Origin of the sequence: Rhodopirellula sp. P2, assembly GCF_028768465.1 — a bacterium.
In the GTDB taxonomy this organism is placed as follows: domain Bacteria; phylum Planctomycetota; class Planctomycetia; order Pirellulales; family Pirellulaceae; genus Rhodopirellula.
On the sequence record NZ_CP118225.1, the window covers coordinates 4181545 to 4196807 of the forward strand.

Genomic DNA, 15263 nt, shown 5'->3' on the forward strand with positions numbered 1-15263 from the left:
CGTTGTTTGCACGCATTGCGCCGAGGGTGCACACTGGCGAGTGTGCACAATCGCCAGAGTGCACGCTTGCAGGTGTGCGAATGGGACGCGAAGCAAGTGGGATTTTCAACTGATCCCATGTGATTTCATCATCCGGTACAACTTCCGCCGTTCGATGCCGAGGACGCGAGCGGTTTTGGATTTGTTGCCGTTTTCACGCAGCAACACTTCGGTGATGTGGTCCCGCTGCAGGACCTGCAATGATCCCGCCAGTTCCAAGGGAGCATCGCAATCGATTGGGGCCCGCTGCAATTCCTTGGGGAGATCTTCCATGGTGAGCAGTTGATCGTCCGCCAGGATTTTCGCGCGTTCGATCACGTTGATCAGTTGCCGGACATTGCCCGGCCATGGATAGGCCAACAAAGCTGCCATCGCTTCTTCGTCCAGTTCGAATTCGTTGCCCAGGAAGTGCCGGACCAACAATTCGACGTCCTCCCCGCGGTGACGCAGCGGTGGAAGTTCCAAGGACATCACGTTGATTCGGTAATACAAATCTTCGCGAAAGCGTCCCTCAGCCACTTCTTCTTCCATGTTCGGTTGGTGGCGGTGACAATGCGGACATCCACGCGGCGCTCCTTTGCGGATCCAATTCGCCGGAGTGATCCGTCCTCCAACACACGCAGCAGTTTGGGTTGCAACGTCAACGGCATTTCGCCGATTTCATCGATGAACAACGTGCTGCCGTCGGCGACCTCGAACAGGCCTGGTTTCATCGCGGTGGCGCCCGTGAACGATCCCTTTTCGTGTCCGAACAATTCGCTCTCGACCAATTGTTCAGGCAAGGCAGCGCAGTTGACCGTCACCAACGGTTTGTCGGATCGCGAGCTACCCGTGTGAATCGCGGCGGCGACCAATTCTTTGCCCGTGCCGCTCTCGCCCTGGATCAAAACAGATTTTTCGGTGGGAGCGACACGGTCGATCAACGACATCAGTTTTTGCATCGGCGTCGAGCGGCCAATCATTCCCCTTGTCTTCTTCGTCGAACGCGTGATCACCTCGCGAAGTTGAGTGTTTTCTTTCCGGAGTTTTCGACGTTCGAAGGCGGCCAGGCAGCGACGTTCCAGTTCGCCCATTGGAAATGGTTTGGTCTGAAAGTCAAACACGCCTAGCCGCATTGATTCGACGGCGTTGTGGATCGTGCCTTCGCCAGTCAACACAATGATTTCCGTGTCGGGATTGGACTCGCGCATCCGCTGAACCAGTTCCAGTCCGCTCAGACCTGGCATGTTCCAATCGAGGATCGCGATGTCGAAATCGTGGTGGCCGCACAGATCAATGCCGTCTTGGCCGCTGATCGATTGGGCCACTCGATAACCCTTTCGCTCGAACCAGCGTGCGCAGCCTTCGCCGAAGTCTTCTTCGTCGTCGACAAACAGGATGCTGAGTGTTTCGTTCATCGAATGGCTTTCTTGAAATGTGGCCGGATGGGCACACCGGGTGGTCGCCCGTGCACACTTGGCGGTCCGAACGCAGCCTGACAACGCCGGTCTGCAGAAATGATTGTTGATTTTGGTGGAGCCCATTGGGGGCCGTCTTGGCGGCACGGCGGAGCCTTGTCCAGCGTGAAGACGGCAAATACGGTTTGACTCTTGCGAACCTGCCGGGGGTGAATTGCCGGGCGATTGATTGGGAAACGCGAGTGGAGCCGTTTTTCATTGAGGTGGGTACGCAAACTGCGAACCGAACCGCTCACGACGAGTGTTTCCAACGCAATCCAGTGCGTTCGGGAGCGAGTCATCGTCTCTATCGTCGTGACGTCATCCGGACCGTCCCTGATTTGTCCCATGTCCAGATCCTCCACCACTGTTCATTGCATGACCCGTCCGTCCCTCGAGGCTCTCAACCAAACACCATTGTCGGACGAGGTTCAGTTGCCTGGTTTGAAAATGGAACGTCACTCAAGGATCCTCGAGGATTTGCTGCGAGGCGATTCGCTGGAGACCACGCTGACAAAACTGGTTGAATTGGCGGAGGAATCACGAGAGGGCATGCTGGGTTCAGTGATGTTGCTCGACCGGCAAGCGCAGCAGTTGCAATTGGTCGCCAGTGTTTCGCTTCCCGATCCCTACGTGAAAGCAATGGACGGACTTGAGATTGGTCCTCGTGTGGGATCCTGTGGGCGGGCAGCATGCACGGGAGAGCGAGTGGTGATCGATGATCTCCTGATTCATCCCAATTGGAAACCGTATCGCGATTTGGTCCGCGCGACGGGATTGAGAGCCTGTTGGTCCGAGCCGATCCTCTCCGGGGAGGGCGAGATCCTGGGGACGTTCGGGATGTACTATCAAACGCCGCGAAGCCCTGAGCATGACGACTTGGTCTTGGTCAATGAGTGTGCGAAGCTCGCCGCGTTGGCGATTGAGCGACACCGAAGTGAAAAACGGGATCGCCAGTTGGCTGCCATCGTCAACTCAACCGACGACGTGGTCATCTCAAAAGACCTGAACGGAGTGATTCAAAGTTGGAATCCAGCCGCCGAACGCATTTATGGATACTCACAAGGAGAAGCGATCGGCAGGTCAATTGAGATGTTGGTTCCCGACGATCGCCGATCGGAACAAAGGGGATATCAAAAAAAATTGCGGAACGGGGAACGAATCGAGCACTTCAGCACCGTTCGTTGCACACGAGATGGCCAGCTCATCGATGTCGCGTTGACCATGTCGCCGGTTCACGATGCAGCGGGCAAGATCGCACAGATCGTGGAAGTGCAAAAAGACATGACATCGAGCAAACGCTCGGAGCGAGAGCTCCGGGAGACTCGGCGACAACACTCGATGTTGTTGAGCAATCTCTTGGGGGCGGCATTTCGCTGTCAAATCGACGAAGATTTCACCGTCGAATTGATCAGTGAAGGCATCGAGGCGATCACCGGCTATTCGGCAGACGATTTTCAATCAAAAAGGGTCTGTTGGATCACGACGGTTGATTCCCGCGACATCGTTCGGGTCAGAAGCGAGATCCGGCAAGCGATTGCGGAGCGACGTCCCTATCAACTCAAATTCCGAATCACCCACCGAGATGGTTCCCTCCGCTGGATTTGGGAACACGGTCAGGCGATCTTTGATGACGAAGGAAACGCAATTGCGCTGGAAGGCTATGCGACCGATGTGACGGATCGCGAATCCGCAACGGTCGAGATTCGAGACCGAGAGCATCGGTACCGATCGGTGATCGAAACAGCCAACAGCTTGATCGTCTGTGTTTCCCCGGACGACAAGATCACGGAATGGAATTTGGGAGCTGAGCGAGTGCTTGGATATCAGAGTGAGGAAGCGTTGGGACAGAATCCATATCAGCTGTTTGTCGAGGAGTCATCCAGAGAGAGCGTGATCGTCGAGGCGAAACGAGTGAACCAGGGACACCCGTTGCAAGCCTACGAACTGTCTTGTGTGACCCGGGAAGGCGAGCATCGCAGCATCCTTTGGAATGCCACTCAGTTGCTCGATGGAGAAGGAAAGGCAGTGGGGCACATGGCCGTCGGGCACGACATCACGGAGCTGAAAGCGGTTCAAGAGAAGCTGATACAATCAGCACGGCTGGCGGCGGTGGGGGAGATGGTGTCAGCGATTGCACACGAGAGTCGCAACGCGTTGCAACGAATTCAAATCGGAGTCGACATGCTTGGTTTTGACGTTCCCGAGTCTTCCGAGATGGTGAAGGAACTGGCTCGTATCTCACGCGCCAAGGACGATTTGAAGCAGCTGTTCGAAGAACTGCGAAGCTACGCTGCTCCCTTGAAACTCGAGTTTTGCGATTGCTCCGTTGCCGGCGTGTGGCGCCAAACCTGGGCCAATCTGGAGTCGGAATGGAAAGGACGCGACGTCACGTTTCTGGAGTCATCCGAGGTGGATGGCGGAACAAAGGTGGATGTGAACTGCGACATTGATCCATTTCGAATGCAGCAGGTTTTTCGCAATCTATTTGAAAACGCGTTGGCTGCCTGCGAGGATCCAACGGAGATTTCCGTTCAGTGCCGTGAGGGTGACATCGAGGGCGATCCTGCGCTCTTGATCCAGGTTTGCGACAATGGACCGGGACTCGCGAAAGAACAGCAGACACAACTTTTCGATGCCTTTTTTACAACCAAACCCAAAGGAACGGGCTTGGGAATGGCGATCGCCAAACGAATCATGATGGCCCACTTTGGAACGATCGGAGTCCGCAACAACTCAACGGGTGGGGCCTGTGTCGAACTTGCAATCCCTCGAAAACAGATATGAGTTCTCCAACCAGTTCATTGCGGATTGTGGTGGCAGATGACGAATCCGACATCCGTGAATATTTCGAAGCCATCTTGCCCCGTTTGGGACATCAAGTCGTCGGGGCAGCCGAAGACGGGCAGCAGCTTGTAGCCTTGTGCCAACAGGAGCATCCTGATTTGGTCATCACCGATGTGATGATGCCCAAGATGGATGGTTTGACAGCTGCAGAGAAAATTTCACGTTCCATTTCAGTGCCGATCATTGTCGTCTCCTCTCACGAGAAGGGGGATACCAGCGGCAACCCCCGGATTGTGGACTACTTGGTGAAACCCATCAGCATCGCAGATTTAGAAGCCTCGATTCGGCATGCGGTCCGAGTTTAGCAACGCACACAACCACTTCATTGAAAATAGTTTGATACCCAATCATGCGCAATCTCATTGTCTTCGCGTCTCACGAGGGACAAACCGAACAGATCGCCGAGAGGATCCATCGCCGGTTGCTGCACCATTGCATGCCCAGTGATGTCTTGGATGTGGTGCAACACTCTGCGACTGAAATTCAAGTTGAAGCGTATGATGCCGTGTTGGTCGGATCGCCCATGCACTTCGGTCGCCATGACCCGCGGATTCGGTTTTTCATTGAGCACAACTTGGATTTCCTGAATGAAATCCCAACGGCATTCTTCTCCGTGAGCCTGGCCTCGGCTAGCAAGCAGCGAAAAGAGCGAGCGGAAGCCGAAAGGTTAGCCAAAGAGTTCTTGCAATCAACGGATTGGAATCCGCCAGTGATGGACTGCTTTGCGGGAGCGCTGAAGTATTCCAAGTACGGCTGGTTGAAGCGACAGATCATGCACCGAATTGCACAGCGAGCGGGAGCGGAAACCGATTGCGATCAGGATTACGACTACACCGATTGGGAACGCGTTGATGATTTCGCTGATCGATTTGCGACGCTGGTCCGAGCTTGCCGACGTCCTCCCGAGCAACATCCCCGGTTCAGTGAATTGAGAACACCGGTTCGAGAGTATTCGCTTCGCCGGCCGCGTTCGAAAAGAAGGACTGCCAACCTTTATCACGTGGTTGCCAACGGTGGCCGTCTGCATGGTTGGATGTCCCGCGCCAACGTGTTCCGGTGCATGAAATCACCGCTGATTGGTCGCATGTGTGCGAAGAGATCCAGGGCGAAGGTGGTGCTTCCCCGTGCAACGCGCAAACCAATTCAGGGAGAACCGATCTTGGCCGGAAAACATCGCTATGCCAAAACCTTTCCGCGACGAACCTTCGGACAACGTAATGCATAGCCTTCCGGATCAAATGGAAGCCTCGGCGAGACTTTCGATGCGACGGCTTTGTGGAGGAAAGCAGTTGTGGTGCCCGGAGACACGTCGGTGAATGTTGGGGGCGTTGCAGGAGGCCGCTGGATCAGTCACTGTTTTTGAACCACGAAGTAGATCAACGAGATCAAGATTGTCAGCAACGTGACCCAGGTTGCAAGGGAAATCCGGATGGCTCGTTTCGCTCGCTCGGATTCCCACCAGGTTCGTGGACGCACGCCTTGGACGGCAAAGGTGAAGACGCCAGCCAGGTTGACGCAAATGACATTCATTGCCAGCAACATCAAGGCACCTCCAGCGGCATGCAGTTCGCCGCCAGCCAGCATCAACCCAAACACAGCGAACGGTGGCAGCAACGCCACGGCGACCATCACACCAATCAATGATGCCGGGGCGCCGGTCGTGAATGCCAGGACGCCTGCACAACCCGACGCGGTGGCCAGAATCACGTCGCTCATGTTCACGTGGGTGCGTGCGACGATGGCGGTTGAGGACGGATCGACTTTGAACAGAAATCCAATGGTCAATGAAGCGAGCAAGGTGACCAGCAATCCGGCCGCATTGGTGCGCAAGGATCGCTTGGCCAAATCCATGTCGCCGAGAGTCGTTGCCAAGCACAGGGACACATTGGGACCCAGCAGCGGCGCAATCACCATTGCACCGATGATGATTGCCGTGTCATTTCTCAGCAAACCAATGGCGGCCACCACGGTTGCCAGCAACGTTTGTGCAACAAAAACGTTGGACAGCTTTGCGCCGGCAACGACATCGTCGTACAGCTCGTCGCGACTGATCCGCTGTGCCGACGGTTCACTCGTTGGTGTTTTATCCTTTGCCTCGGGCTCTGGCGGTCGCGGCAACGTGGCTTCCACCGGCAGCAACATCACCCGAAAGGATTCTGAACTGGAGAATTGGTTGGCCAACTGATCCAACATCCCTTCCGTTTGTTCGGTACGCACCAGCATGCGGATCAGCGATTGGTCGTTGTCCATGGTGTCGTCCCAGCGTCCCAGCACGGTGTCGCTGCTCAGGACGGAGTCCATTCGGTGAACGGCCGACGTGGGCAAGACAATTTCAATCAGTCGCAATGACATGATGTTTTTATTCGCTGATCCAGGAAGTGATGCGGTACAAAGTCGTCGCCTGTGCGTCGATCCCGATCCCGTGAGAACGAATCGAACGCAAATGCTTGTTGGACTCGGTGTTGAATTGCAACGCTGATTTTCCCGAGAAACTAACCCGTCTTTTCAATTTCAAACAGGGCCATTGATGAACCATCTCCGAGGAAGAGTCGCCATCGTAACGGGTGGCACACGTGACATTGGTCGTTCCTGTTCCATCAAATTGGCCGAAGCCGGTGCCAAGGTCGTCGTCAACTACCACAGCAACCGGGCGGCGGGCGAAGAAACGGTTGGCAAGATCGAGGAGGCAGATGGAACAGCAATCCTGGTGCAAGGAGACATGACGCGGAAGGCCGATGTGGATCGCTTGGTGGCTCAGACTTGCGATGCCTTCGGCGACTCCATTCACGTGTTGGTCAATAACGTCGGCGGGCTGGTCGCACGCAAGAAGCTGGCAGAAATGGATGAGGCGTTCGTGAATCAAGTCATGGCGCTCAACTTCAATTCAACGTTTCTGGTCACGCAGGCGGTGGTGCCAAAGATGCCGCACGGCAGTTCGATCGTGAACCTGGCCTCGCTTGCCGGACGAGACGGGGGCGGCACAGGAGCCTCAGCGTATTCGGTCGCCAAAGGTGCCGTGATGACATTCACGCGGTCCATGGCGAAAGAACTTGGACCGCAAGGCATCCGGGTCAACGCTCTTTGTCCAGGAATGATCGACACAACGTTCCACGACAGATTCACTCCCGACGCCGTGCGCAAGAATGTCGAGGCCTCCGTTCCGTTGCGTCGCCAAGGCGATCCGGAGGATTGTGCTGATGCAGTCGTTTACTTGGCGTCAGATGCGTCGTCTTACATCACCGGGGCGAACATCGACATCAATGGGGGAATGTTCTTTTCGTGAGAGAATGCATCACCGTGTTCACAAGCGAAACTGTTGCTCCCCCAAGGGCTGATTGGAAAGTCCAGTCGGAATGAAGCTGGCTTGTTTGGACGGGCGTGTTGACCGAATGGCTGGCTTTAGAAATCGGTCAGCGATTTCGGAGCCCAGGCAACTCGCAGTGCATTCAGCACGGCAACCACGTCGATGGCTTCTTGGGCGATTGCGCCTGCGACCGGCGGCAGGTAGCCGGCAGAGGCGATCAACATCCCAATCACGCTGAGCGTCATGCCACCAACGGCACTTTGGAGCGCGATGCGGCGCATCCGCCGACTGATGTGCATCAGTTCATCGACTCGGGCCAAGGAGGAATCCAGGATGACGGCGCCGGCTGCTTCCGTGGTCACGTCGCTGTTTTGACCGAACGCGATGCCGACCGTGGCCGCCATCAGTGCGGGGGCGTCGTTGATCCCATCCCCAACGAAAACCGTCTTCGACGTTTTGGTTTGCTCGGTGACGAAACGCAGCTTGTCTTCGGGACTTTGGTCGCCCAAACACTCGGTGATCCCGACTTGATTGCCGAGGTATTCGACTTCCGATGTGCGATCACCGGACAGCAGAATGACTCGCTTGACCCCATGGCGAGCATCCAGGTGATCGACGAATGAATGGCCTTCGCTGCGGGGTGAATCTCGCAGTCGATAGGTGGCGGCGTACTTTCCGTCGATCAGAATGACGCATTCCAGGCCACCGGTTTGTGCTGGCAAACGTTCCGCCCAGTCGTTTCCCTTGGCAAGAAGTTTCTTGCGGCTGGTGATTTGCATTTCGTGACCATCGACGATTCCGCGAAGTCCCGCACCGGGAGGCTCGCTGATTTCGGAAACGCTGAACAACTCATTCTGGGATGAGGTCGCGTTTTGTTCTGCTTCTGCGGACACGATTGCTTCCGCCAGCGGGTGCTTGGAGTAGCGTTCGAGACTGGCAACCAACTTCAACACGCGCGCCGGGTCCTGGTCAGGAACGACCAACTGCTCGACCAATTTGGGGCGTCCGTACGTCAGCGTGCCGGTCTTGTCAAAGATCATTGTCTTGCAGCGATCGACTTGTTCCAAAACGGATGGATCGCGAATGATGATCGAACGACGCGCTGAAAGTGAAATCGCACCGAGAATCGCAACCGGAATTGCGATCAGCAGAGGGCACGGTGTGGCCACGACCATCACGGAGAGGAAACGAACCGGATCACCGCTGACAACCCAAGCCGCCACACCGATCAGGACGGCGAGCGGTGTGTAGAAAGAACCGAGTTGGTCCCCCAGACGGCGGATTTTCGGGCGGTTCTGCTGCGATGATTCCATCACCTCCATGATCTTGGCATAACGTGAATCGACGGCCCGCTTGTCCGCCCGGACCGTTAGCGCGGAGTCGCCATTGATCGCACCCGAGAGCACCTGCGAGCCAGGTGTTTTGGACATCATGTACGGTTCGCCGGTCAGGTAGGACTCGTCCATCGTGCCGTGACCGGTCACCACCGTCGCATCCACAGGACAAACCTTGTGCGGCAGGACCAAAATCGTATCGCCAATGGCGATCTCATCCAGTGCGATTTCTTCGGTCGTATCGCCCACTTGGCGAATCGCGATCGCCGGCATGCGATTGGCCAAAGCACGCAACACGGACGACGCACTGCGAACGGCATAAGATTCCAATGCCTCCCCACCCGACAGCATCAGAACCACAATTGTGGCTGCCAGGTATTCGCCCAGCAGCACGCCGGTCACAATCGAGATCCCGGCCAACAAGTCCGATCCAAACTCGGCTCGGAACAGTTTGACCAACAAGTTCCAAACCAATGGGACCCCGCCCAGAACCAAAGCCAGCACCAACGGCCAGTCGTGCATCGTGACGCCAGCAACGTTGCCATCGGCAGTCATCCCGAAACGCAGCCACAGGTGCACCGCGATCGCAACCACAGCAAGTCCCGCGATTGTCAGTTGCAAACGATTGTTCATGTTTTTCGCCTTGCGGTTGTTGTGCGTCGTCCAACGCGGGGGAACTTTCGCGACCAGTGGGGCGGTCCTCGCAGCCACATGCTGACTAAGATGACTGATCCAAGGGGCAACACCAAAGGGGGCTCAATTTGACGCCGCACTGAGGCTCAGGTCTCTCGGTCGACCCTCGCACCCAGCGATTCTGCTCCACCAAGCGTCTGATTCGCATTCCTGAACGACAGGGCCTAATCGAAACACGATTTCAGACGACAGTTTAAGCGAAAGGGGGAGAAGCACGGAACAACTTAACGTTCCACCAGAACGCAAATGGAACGAGCGGGAACATGCATTGTGGGTGACGCGAGGCACTGGCTGGATGGGTTCGCAGTGAGCTCCGCGAGAGACGTGCATGAGGTGTCGATGGCGACACGCCACTTGTCCATCGCCCACTCTTGGATTCCGAACTCGACTGCCTCGGTTCCAGCGTTGATTATGACATAGAGATCCGCGTCCTCTTGTGATTCGCCATGCAGGCCATAGGCGAGTTGCCGCGATTCAGGGGACAAGTCGACCACGTGCCCGGTGCCGTACCAGCGCACGTCGCTACGCCAGAATCGCGAACGGCTGATCGAGGGATGTGCTTTTCGAAAGGCGATCAATTCGCGAACGAAGTCAAAGATGTCGGCATGCTCAGTGCGTCGATCCCAGTCCAGCCAACTTGTTTCGTTGTCTTGGTTGTACGGGTTGTTGTTCCCACGCTGAGTCTGAAGGAACTCGTCGCCCATTCGAAACATCGGGGTTCCATTGGACAGCATCAACAGGCAGAAAAAATTGCGGACCTGTTGTTTACGGAGTTGCAAAATCTCGGGCGGGGCACCGTCGTCTCCTTCCCAGCCGCAATCCCAACTGTATTCCTTGGCTCCGTCGGTGTTGTTGTTGCCGTTGGCCCAATTGCGTTTCTCGTTGTACGCCGTCAAGTCGTACAGCGTGCTGCCGTCATGAGAGGTGATGTAGTTGACGCTCAGCGAAGGCTGCAATGCGTGCGGAAGATCATCCGGAAACAAATCGCAGCTGCCGTACAGTCGCGTCATCAAATCCGGCACCATGCCACCGTCACCGCGAACGAAACACTGCATCGTGTCGCGGTAATGGGCATTCCACTGCATCCAACGTTGGCCAGGGAATTTTTGCCCCAATTGAAACTGCCCATCAGCATCCCAGGGTTCGGCGATCAAGCGATCGTCGCTGAGGTCCGCGTCCGTACCAATTTCACTGACGATCGGGGGATCGTCCAGGTTGATCGAACCGTCGCTGTTTCGAGTGAAGACGGACGCGAGATCGAAACGAAACCCGTCGACGTGCATGTGAGCGTCCCAGAACCTTAGGCTGTCGACAATCATCCGGCGGACCGCTCGATTGGCCGTGTGCAAGGTGTTGCCTGTGCCGCTGTGGTTGGCATAGGGAGCGTCCGGGTTGCCCGTCATCATGTAGGCGGTGCTGCTGTCGATTCCTTTGAAAGAATAGATGGGGCCGCGGTGATCACCTTCACAAGTGTGGTTGTAAACGACGTCCAAGAGAACCTCGATTCCCTCGGCGTGCAGGGCCTTCACCATCGTGCAGAACTCGTCTCTTTGGTTGCAAGCGGAGGGATCGGTTGCGTAGGCGTGATGCGGCGAGAAAAAGTTCAGGGGCATGTATCCCCAGTAGTCGCCGTCGTCGGGATCGAATTGAAAGATGGGCATCAATTGCACTGCCGTCACGCCCAGTTCAACCAAGTAGGGGATCTTATCAACGACCCCCAGGAACGTCCCTCGATGTGCCTCGGGCACGCCAGAGTTCGGGTTTCGAGTGAAGCCACGAACATGCATCTCGTAAATCACGAGGTCGCTGCCATGCCGAGTCAGTTGTTCGTCTTGCCAATCGAATTCGCAAAATTGGTGAGGCAGAATGCCCAGCGGGGCTTGTCCCGCGTTGGATCCAGGACGACGAGCTGCATCCCGCGAAAATGTTTCGGGAAAGAAGACTCCTTTGGCAAACGGGTCCAACAGAATTTTTTCAAAGTCAAAGTCATGAAAGTCGTAGCCTCCTTGCGGCGCTGGTCCGTCGACTCGGTAGGCATAATACGACCAATCGTCTGACGGTTCGCGGTGGACGCGGCAATGCCAAACCGGGCCTGATTTGTTGCACAAATAGTTGAGCTTCACCTCGCGAGCGGGATGAACCAAATCGTCTTGTCCGTACAGCAGCAAATGCACCGCGGTGGCATGCCGCGAATAAAGCGCGAAATTGAACGAGGACTCTTCCGCAATCCAAGTCGCGCCGAGAGGGAATGGCGAACCTTCAATTTGTTCCCAGGCGTTCATGGCGATGTCGTTCAAAGAGGGAAGAAGCAAGAAATCGTGTCCTCTGGAATCGTTGTTTTAAAAGCAAACCAGGGACCAAATTTCTGCACAGGTCGTTTGCGACGGAATGTCGCTCTGACAGTCTGTCACCGCTGTCACACCCTGTGTGCGATCGCGCAGCCGCTGTCCGCATACGCTCATGCCCTGGCCGAGTCAGGTGGGCAAGCCGATGCCGAAGCAACTGTCTGCGGGATGTCGACGCTTGGGGGAGGATTTGGCTCGCACTTTGCACTCTTGACCGTTGTTTGAATTTCACCCGCGAGGCATCCAATGAACGATCCGTTTGTCCAATCGGAATGGCAATCCCTGTGTGAACGTGTTCACGGGTGTGCCCAGTCGCTAGCCAACGACAAATCCGAGGAGAAAATCTTCGATTCGCAGGCGCATGCATTTGCATCCAGTGAGCCACCGCATCGGTACTCCGAATTGCTTGCCAAGGTCGCCGAAGCAGCTCATCTTGCCGTGAAATGGCAATCGGATGTGAAGCACGATACGGAGGACCATTGGATTGACGAGGCAAGCGACGAGAGTTTCCCCGCCAGTGATCCACCGGCATTCACCTCCACGCACGCCTGAGATTCAGTTCGACAAGATCGCGAATGCATTCCCTGAAGCACTGTTTGGGTGGGGGGAATTGTGCATTGGGTGGATTGGTTGAGATTCCGGGGACATTCGTTCCGAATCGCTGCTGGGATCACGGTTTGAGAGCCGTCGTCACCTCAGTCGAAGTTCCTGGGACCGAGTTCAAGTCCTCTGCTTCGATGTCCTGGAATTGTTCTCGCAAGGTCGCGTACTCACGCCGGAACCCGTCCGCGTCACCAAAGTCACAGAACAGGCACTGACGAGTGTGGCAACCCTTGCTGAGTTTGGCGTGTTTGATCGGGCACCAGTACTGTTCCGTGCGCGCGGAGATTTCGCTGGCGTAAGCCAGGACCCCGTTTCCGTACCCGCAGTAAACGCAGTTGAGTTTTTCGATCACATTCAAATAGCTCAGCAGGTGTCGGTCAATCACCACGTACTCTGAGCGACGAACGCGGGGGACGTGGTACACAGGAAAACAAATCCACTGGTAAACGCTGACGAACAGATCCAGCAGCGCCAACGGGATGATCAGTGAATAGATCACGGGCGCGGTCAGGATCATCAAGAACGGAGATTCCCAGATGGTCTTCCAAACCTGCCGAGCCTGCGCCCGATGACGCTTTTTGATTTCTGGAGAAAACACAGCCCGGCCTCGATCGAGGTCGAACGTCAGCTTGGATTGCGTTTGTTGAATTTTCTCGGAGACCAGTTGCTCTAGTTCGCGGATCTCAGCAAGAAGCTTGTCCAGGGGAGGTTTCATGATGAGCCAGCGACTTGAAATGGGGCGTGAGCAGTGATGGGTGCAAGTTGATTGGAACGCAGTTGGCGTGCCGAGTCGTGCAGTCCGGCACGTTGCTTGCGTTGCCCGGCGATCTCGCATTGTCATTGCACTCGTGCTGACGAGGGGGCTGATGCGTGTTGGCGGGCAAACTCCATTTTTGAGAAACAACATGAGACATGCTTTTGTGACCGGGGCCAGCGGCTTCATCGGCGGCCACCTGGTTCGTCAACTTCGCGAGTCAGGGCACGAGGTGACCTGCTTGGTTCGCCGGACATCTGACACCAGCCAGCTTGACGAGATGCAGCCACGGTATGTCATTGGCGATATCACGGACCCTGAATCGTTCTCCAAGTATCTGGCTGATGTTGATGTGGTTTACCACTTGGCGGGAGCGACGAAGAGTCTACGAAAACGCGATTTGGATCGGATCAATGTGGATGGCGCGCGAATCGTCGCGCGCAGTTGCGCACATCAGCGCAGTCCGCCCACCCTGGTGCACGTGTCTTCGTTGGCGGCGGTGGGCCCGACAACATGCAGTTGCCCCCGCATTGAATCTGACGAGCCACAACCGGTTTCGAACTATGGACGCAGCAAATTGGGCGGCGAAAGGGAGGTGATTCAATTTGCTTCGGAAGTCCCCACGACCATCATTCGACCGCCGATCGTGTTGGGGGAAGCCGATCGCGATGGATTGACCATGTTTGACAGTATCGCTCGGTGGAACCTGCACCTCGTTCCCGGATTTTCCGACGAGCGGTTTTCGGTTGTCCATGGCGATGATCTGGCTGCCGCGTTGATTTTGGCGTCCAAGAAGGGGCGTCGCATTGAGCCCGAACATCCCAGTGTCGGCCGGTACTTTGTGGCCGCGGATGAATCGCCCACGTACGCGGAATTGGGGCAGATGGTCGGGCAAGCTTTGGGACGCGATCATGTTCGTGTGCTGCGCAATCCCAAGTCCGCTGTGTGGGCAATCGCGGCGATCAATGAGTTCGCCAGCCAGGTGCGTCGACGCGCCCATATTCTGGGGTTGGACAAGGCCCGCGAGGCGACCGCCGGTTCCTGGATTTGCAGTGGGCGTTCTTTTGAACACGACACGGGGTTTCGACCCGAATGCGACTTGCAGGCTCGACTGGATCAAACCGCTCGCTGGTACATCGAGCAGGGGTGGTTGCCAGAGCCGCGATTCGCCCAATGCCAAGCCTCTTGAACTTGTTCAGCTGACGACAAGGTGGCCAGCAATTGGATCGTCTGATCCGATCGCTGGCATTTGGGAAAGGGAATTCGGGAAAGGGAACTTGGGAAGACGGGCTCGGCGAGAATCACTCGGACGTCTGCTTGCCGGATCGCAGATGGTCCAGCTCGTCTTGTTCGGCTTCCGCGAAGAAGAGCGGCAAGTACGGCGTGTTGATCAGCACTGCCAGGAAGAACAATCCGGAAGCGATGATGCCCACGTATTGCCATTCAAAGAAGGCCGCTGCGATGATGAATGCGGCGGCGGCAAGCACCCCCAGCACCTTCAGCATCAGGATCACCCCAGCCGTTTCAACATCGGCATCGACTTCTTCTTTGGTGAGGCGATTTGGCCCTCGTTCCCGCAACTCAGTCGCTCGGGATCGCACTTCCAAGTAGTTCACGAACGCTAAAACGGCATACAGAAACGGAATTGGAATCGCGGCCAAGTAAGCGACCTCGGAGAAGAAGAACAGGGACACGCAAGTTCCGATCAAACTGGCCGCCAAGAGAATCCGAACCCCCGTTCGGAAGTGGCGTGAAAGAGCGTGGGCGTCAGGTTCTGTGGGCAGTCGGTGGGTGGTTGCTGGAGTGCTCATTGGAATTGCCGAGTGAGTGAATGGCCAAGTCAAAGTTGACGGCCGTCGGATAGCAACCGTTCCCAAGCGATTCTTGTGCCCACCCGTTTTCACGGTG

General features: G+C 56.2%; 13 protein-coding genes. 6 read left to right on the forward strand and 7 right to left on the reverse strand.

All coding sequences use genetic code 11. The annotated features are described in order from the left end of the window. Window positions 1-105 precede the first annotated feature (105 nt). Both PSR62_RS14710 and PSR62_RS14715 read right to left on the reverse strand, forming a co-directional pair. Window positions 106-558 carry a helix-turn-helix domain-containing protein gene (locus tag PSR62_RS14710; RefSeq protein WP_274403756.1) on the reverse strand — a complete coding sequence of 151 codons (453 nt, stop codon included), beginning with the start codon at window positions 556-558 and terminating at the stop codon, window positions 106-108. Next, window positions 510-1436 (reverse strand): sigma-54-dependent transcriptional regulator, encoded by a 927-nt coding sequence (locus PSR62_RS14715; protein WP_274403757.1) that lies wholly within the window; start codon window positions 1434-1436, stop codon window positions 510-512. Before PSR62_RS14715 ends, PSR62_RS14710 begins: the two co-directional genes overlap by 49 nt. Before the next feature lie 387 nt (window positions 1437-1823). Between PSR62_RS14715 and PSR62_RS14720 the strand changes: the two genes are divergently transcribed. The 3 genes from PSR62_RS14720 to hemG are packed head-to-tail and all read left to right on the forward strand — an operon-like array spanning window position 1824 to window position 5547. Then, entirely contained in the window at window positions 1824-4262 is a 2439-nt protein-coding gene (locus PSR62_RS14720) for a PAS domain S-box protein (protein WP_274403758.1), read from the forward strand. Further along, window positions 4259-4627, forward strand: a complete 369-nt coding sequence (locus PSR62_RS14725) for a response regulator (protein ID WP_274403759.1) — start codon at window positions 4259-4261, stop codon at window positions 4625-4627. Before PSR62_RS14720 ends, PSR62_RS14725 begins: the two co-directional genes overlap by 4 nt. Before the next feature lie 44 nt (window positions 4628-4671). Beyond that, window positions 4672-5547, forward strand: coding sequence for a menaquinone-dependent protoporphyrinogen IX dehydrogenase (hemG, locus tag PSR62_RS14730; protein ID WP_274403760.1), 876 nt, complete (start codon window positions 4672-4674; stop codon window positions 5545-5547). 125 nt (window positions 5548-5672) lie between these two features. Here hemG and PSR62_RS14735 read toward each other — a convergent pair whose 3' ends face one another. Further along, window positions 5673-6674, reverse strand: a complete 1002-nt coding sequence (locus tag PSR62_RS14735; protein ID WP_274403761.1) for a TIGR00341 family protein — start codon at window positions 6672-6674, stop codon at window positions 5673-5675. Window positions 6675-6849: 175 nt separating this feature from the next. On the opposite strand from PSR62_RS14735, the gene PSR62_RS14740 reads away from it, so the two are divergent. Further along, on the forward strand, window positions 6850-7605 hold the full coding sequence (locus PSR62_RS14740) for an SDR family NAD(P)-dependent oxidoreductase (protein ID WP_274403762.1): 756 nt from the start codon (window positions 6850-6852) through the stop codon (window positions 7603-7605). A gap of 116 nt (window positions 7606-7721) precedes the next feature. Here PSR62_RS14740 and PSR62_RS14745 read toward each other — a convergent pair whose 3' ends face one another. Beyond that, a complete protein-coding gene (locus PSR62_RS14745) occupies window positions 7722-9593 on the reverse strand; it encodes a heavy metal translocating P-type ATPase (protein WP_274403763.1) in 1872 nt (623 codons plus the stop codon). 284 nt (window positions 9594-9877) lie between these two features. After that, a complete protein-coding gene (locus PSR62_RS14750; RefSeq protein ID WP_274403764.1) occupies window positions 9878-11935 on the reverse strand; it encodes a glycogen debranching protein in 2058 nt (685 codons plus the stop codon). Between the two features lie 309 nt (window positions 11936-12244). On the opposite strand from PSR62_RS14750, the gene PSR62_RS14755 reads away from it, so the two are divergent. Continuing rightward, window positions 12245-12550 (forward strand): hypothetical protein, encoded by a 306-nt coding sequence (locus tag PSR62_RS14755; RefSeq protein WP_274403765.1) that lies wholly within the window; start codon window positions 12245-12247, stop codon window positions 12548-12550. A 118-nt stretch (window positions 12551-12668) separates the two neighbouring features. On the opposite strand, the gene PSR62_RS14760 is transcribed toward PSR62_RS14755, so the two are convergent. Then, the gene (locus PSR62_RS14760) at window positions 12669-13316 is read right to left on the reverse strand and encodes a hypothetical protein (protein WP_274403766.1); all 648 of its coding nucleotides are present in this window, start codon (window positions 13314-13316) and stop codon (window positions 12669-12671) included. A gap of 190 nt (window positions 13317-13506) precedes the next feature. On the opposite strand from PSR62_RS14760, the gene PSR62_RS14765 reads away from it, so the two are divergent. After that, entirely contained in the window at window positions 13507-14544 is a 1038-nt protein-coding gene (locus PSR62_RS14765; protein ID WP_274403767.1) for an NAD-dependent epimerase/dehydratase family protein, read from the forward strand. 112 nt (window positions 14545-14656) lie between these two features. On the opposite strand, the gene PSR62_RS14770 is transcribed toward PSR62_RS14765, so the two are convergent. Next, window positions 14657-15166 carry a hypothetical protein gene (locus PSR62_RS14770; RefSeq protein WP_274403768.1) on the reverse strand — a complete coding sequence of 170 codons (510 nt, stop codon included), beginning with the start codon at window positions 15164-15166 and terminating at the stop codon, window positions 14657-14659. Between the last annotated feature and the right edge of the window lie 97 nt (window positions 15167-15263).

Bases quoted from the DNA above. Each gene is read 5' to 3' on its own strand.
- PSR62_RS14715 (WP_274403757.1), bottom strand. From the start codon at position 1,436: ATGAACGAAACACTCAGCATCCTGTTTGTCGACGACGAAGAAGACTTC.
- PSR62_RS14720 (WP_274403758.1), top strand. From the start codon at position 1,824: ATGTCCAGATCCTCCACCACTGTTCATTGCATGACCCGTCCGTCCCTC.
- PSR62_RS14725 (WP_274403759.1), top strand. From the start codon at position 4,259: ATGAGTTCTCCAACCAGTTCATTGCGGATTGTGGTGGCAGATGACGAA.
- hemG (WP_274403760.1), top strand. From the start codon at position 4,672: ATGCGCAATCTCATTGTCTTCGCGTCTCACGAGGGACAAACCGAACAG.
- PSR62_RS14735 (WP_274403761.1), bottom strand. From the start codon at position 6,674: ATGTCATTGCGACTGATTGAAATTGTCTTGCCCACGTCGGCCGTTCAC.
- PSR62_RS14740 (WP_274403762.1), top strand. From the start codon at position 6,850: ATGAACCATCTCCGAGGAAGAGTCGCCATCGTAACGGGTGGCACACGT.
- PSR62_RS14745 (WP_274403763.1), bottom strand. From the start codon at position 9,593: ATGAACAATCGTTTGCAACTGACAATCGCGGGACTTGCTGTGGTTGCG.
- PSR62_RS14750 (WP_274403764.1), bottom strand. From the start codon at position 11,935: ATGAACGCCTGGGAACAAATTGAAGGTTCGCCATTCCCTCTCGGCGCG.
- PSR62_RS14755 (WP_274403765.1), top strand. From the start codon at position 12,245: ATGAACGATCCGTTTGTCCAATCGGAATGGCAATCCCTGTGTGAACGT.
- PSR62_RS14760 (WP_274403766.1), bottom strand. From the start codon at position 13,316: ATGAAACCTCCCCTGGACAAGCTTCTTGCTGAGATCCGCGAACTAGAG.
- PSR62_RS14765 (WP_274403767.1), top strand. From the start codon at position 13,507: ATGAGACATGCTTTTGTGACCGGGGCCAGCGGCTTCATCGGCGGCCAC.
- PSR62_RS14770 (WP_274403768.1), bottom strand. From the start codon at position 15,166: ATGAGCACTCCAGCAACCACCCACCGACTGCCCACAGAACCTGACGCC.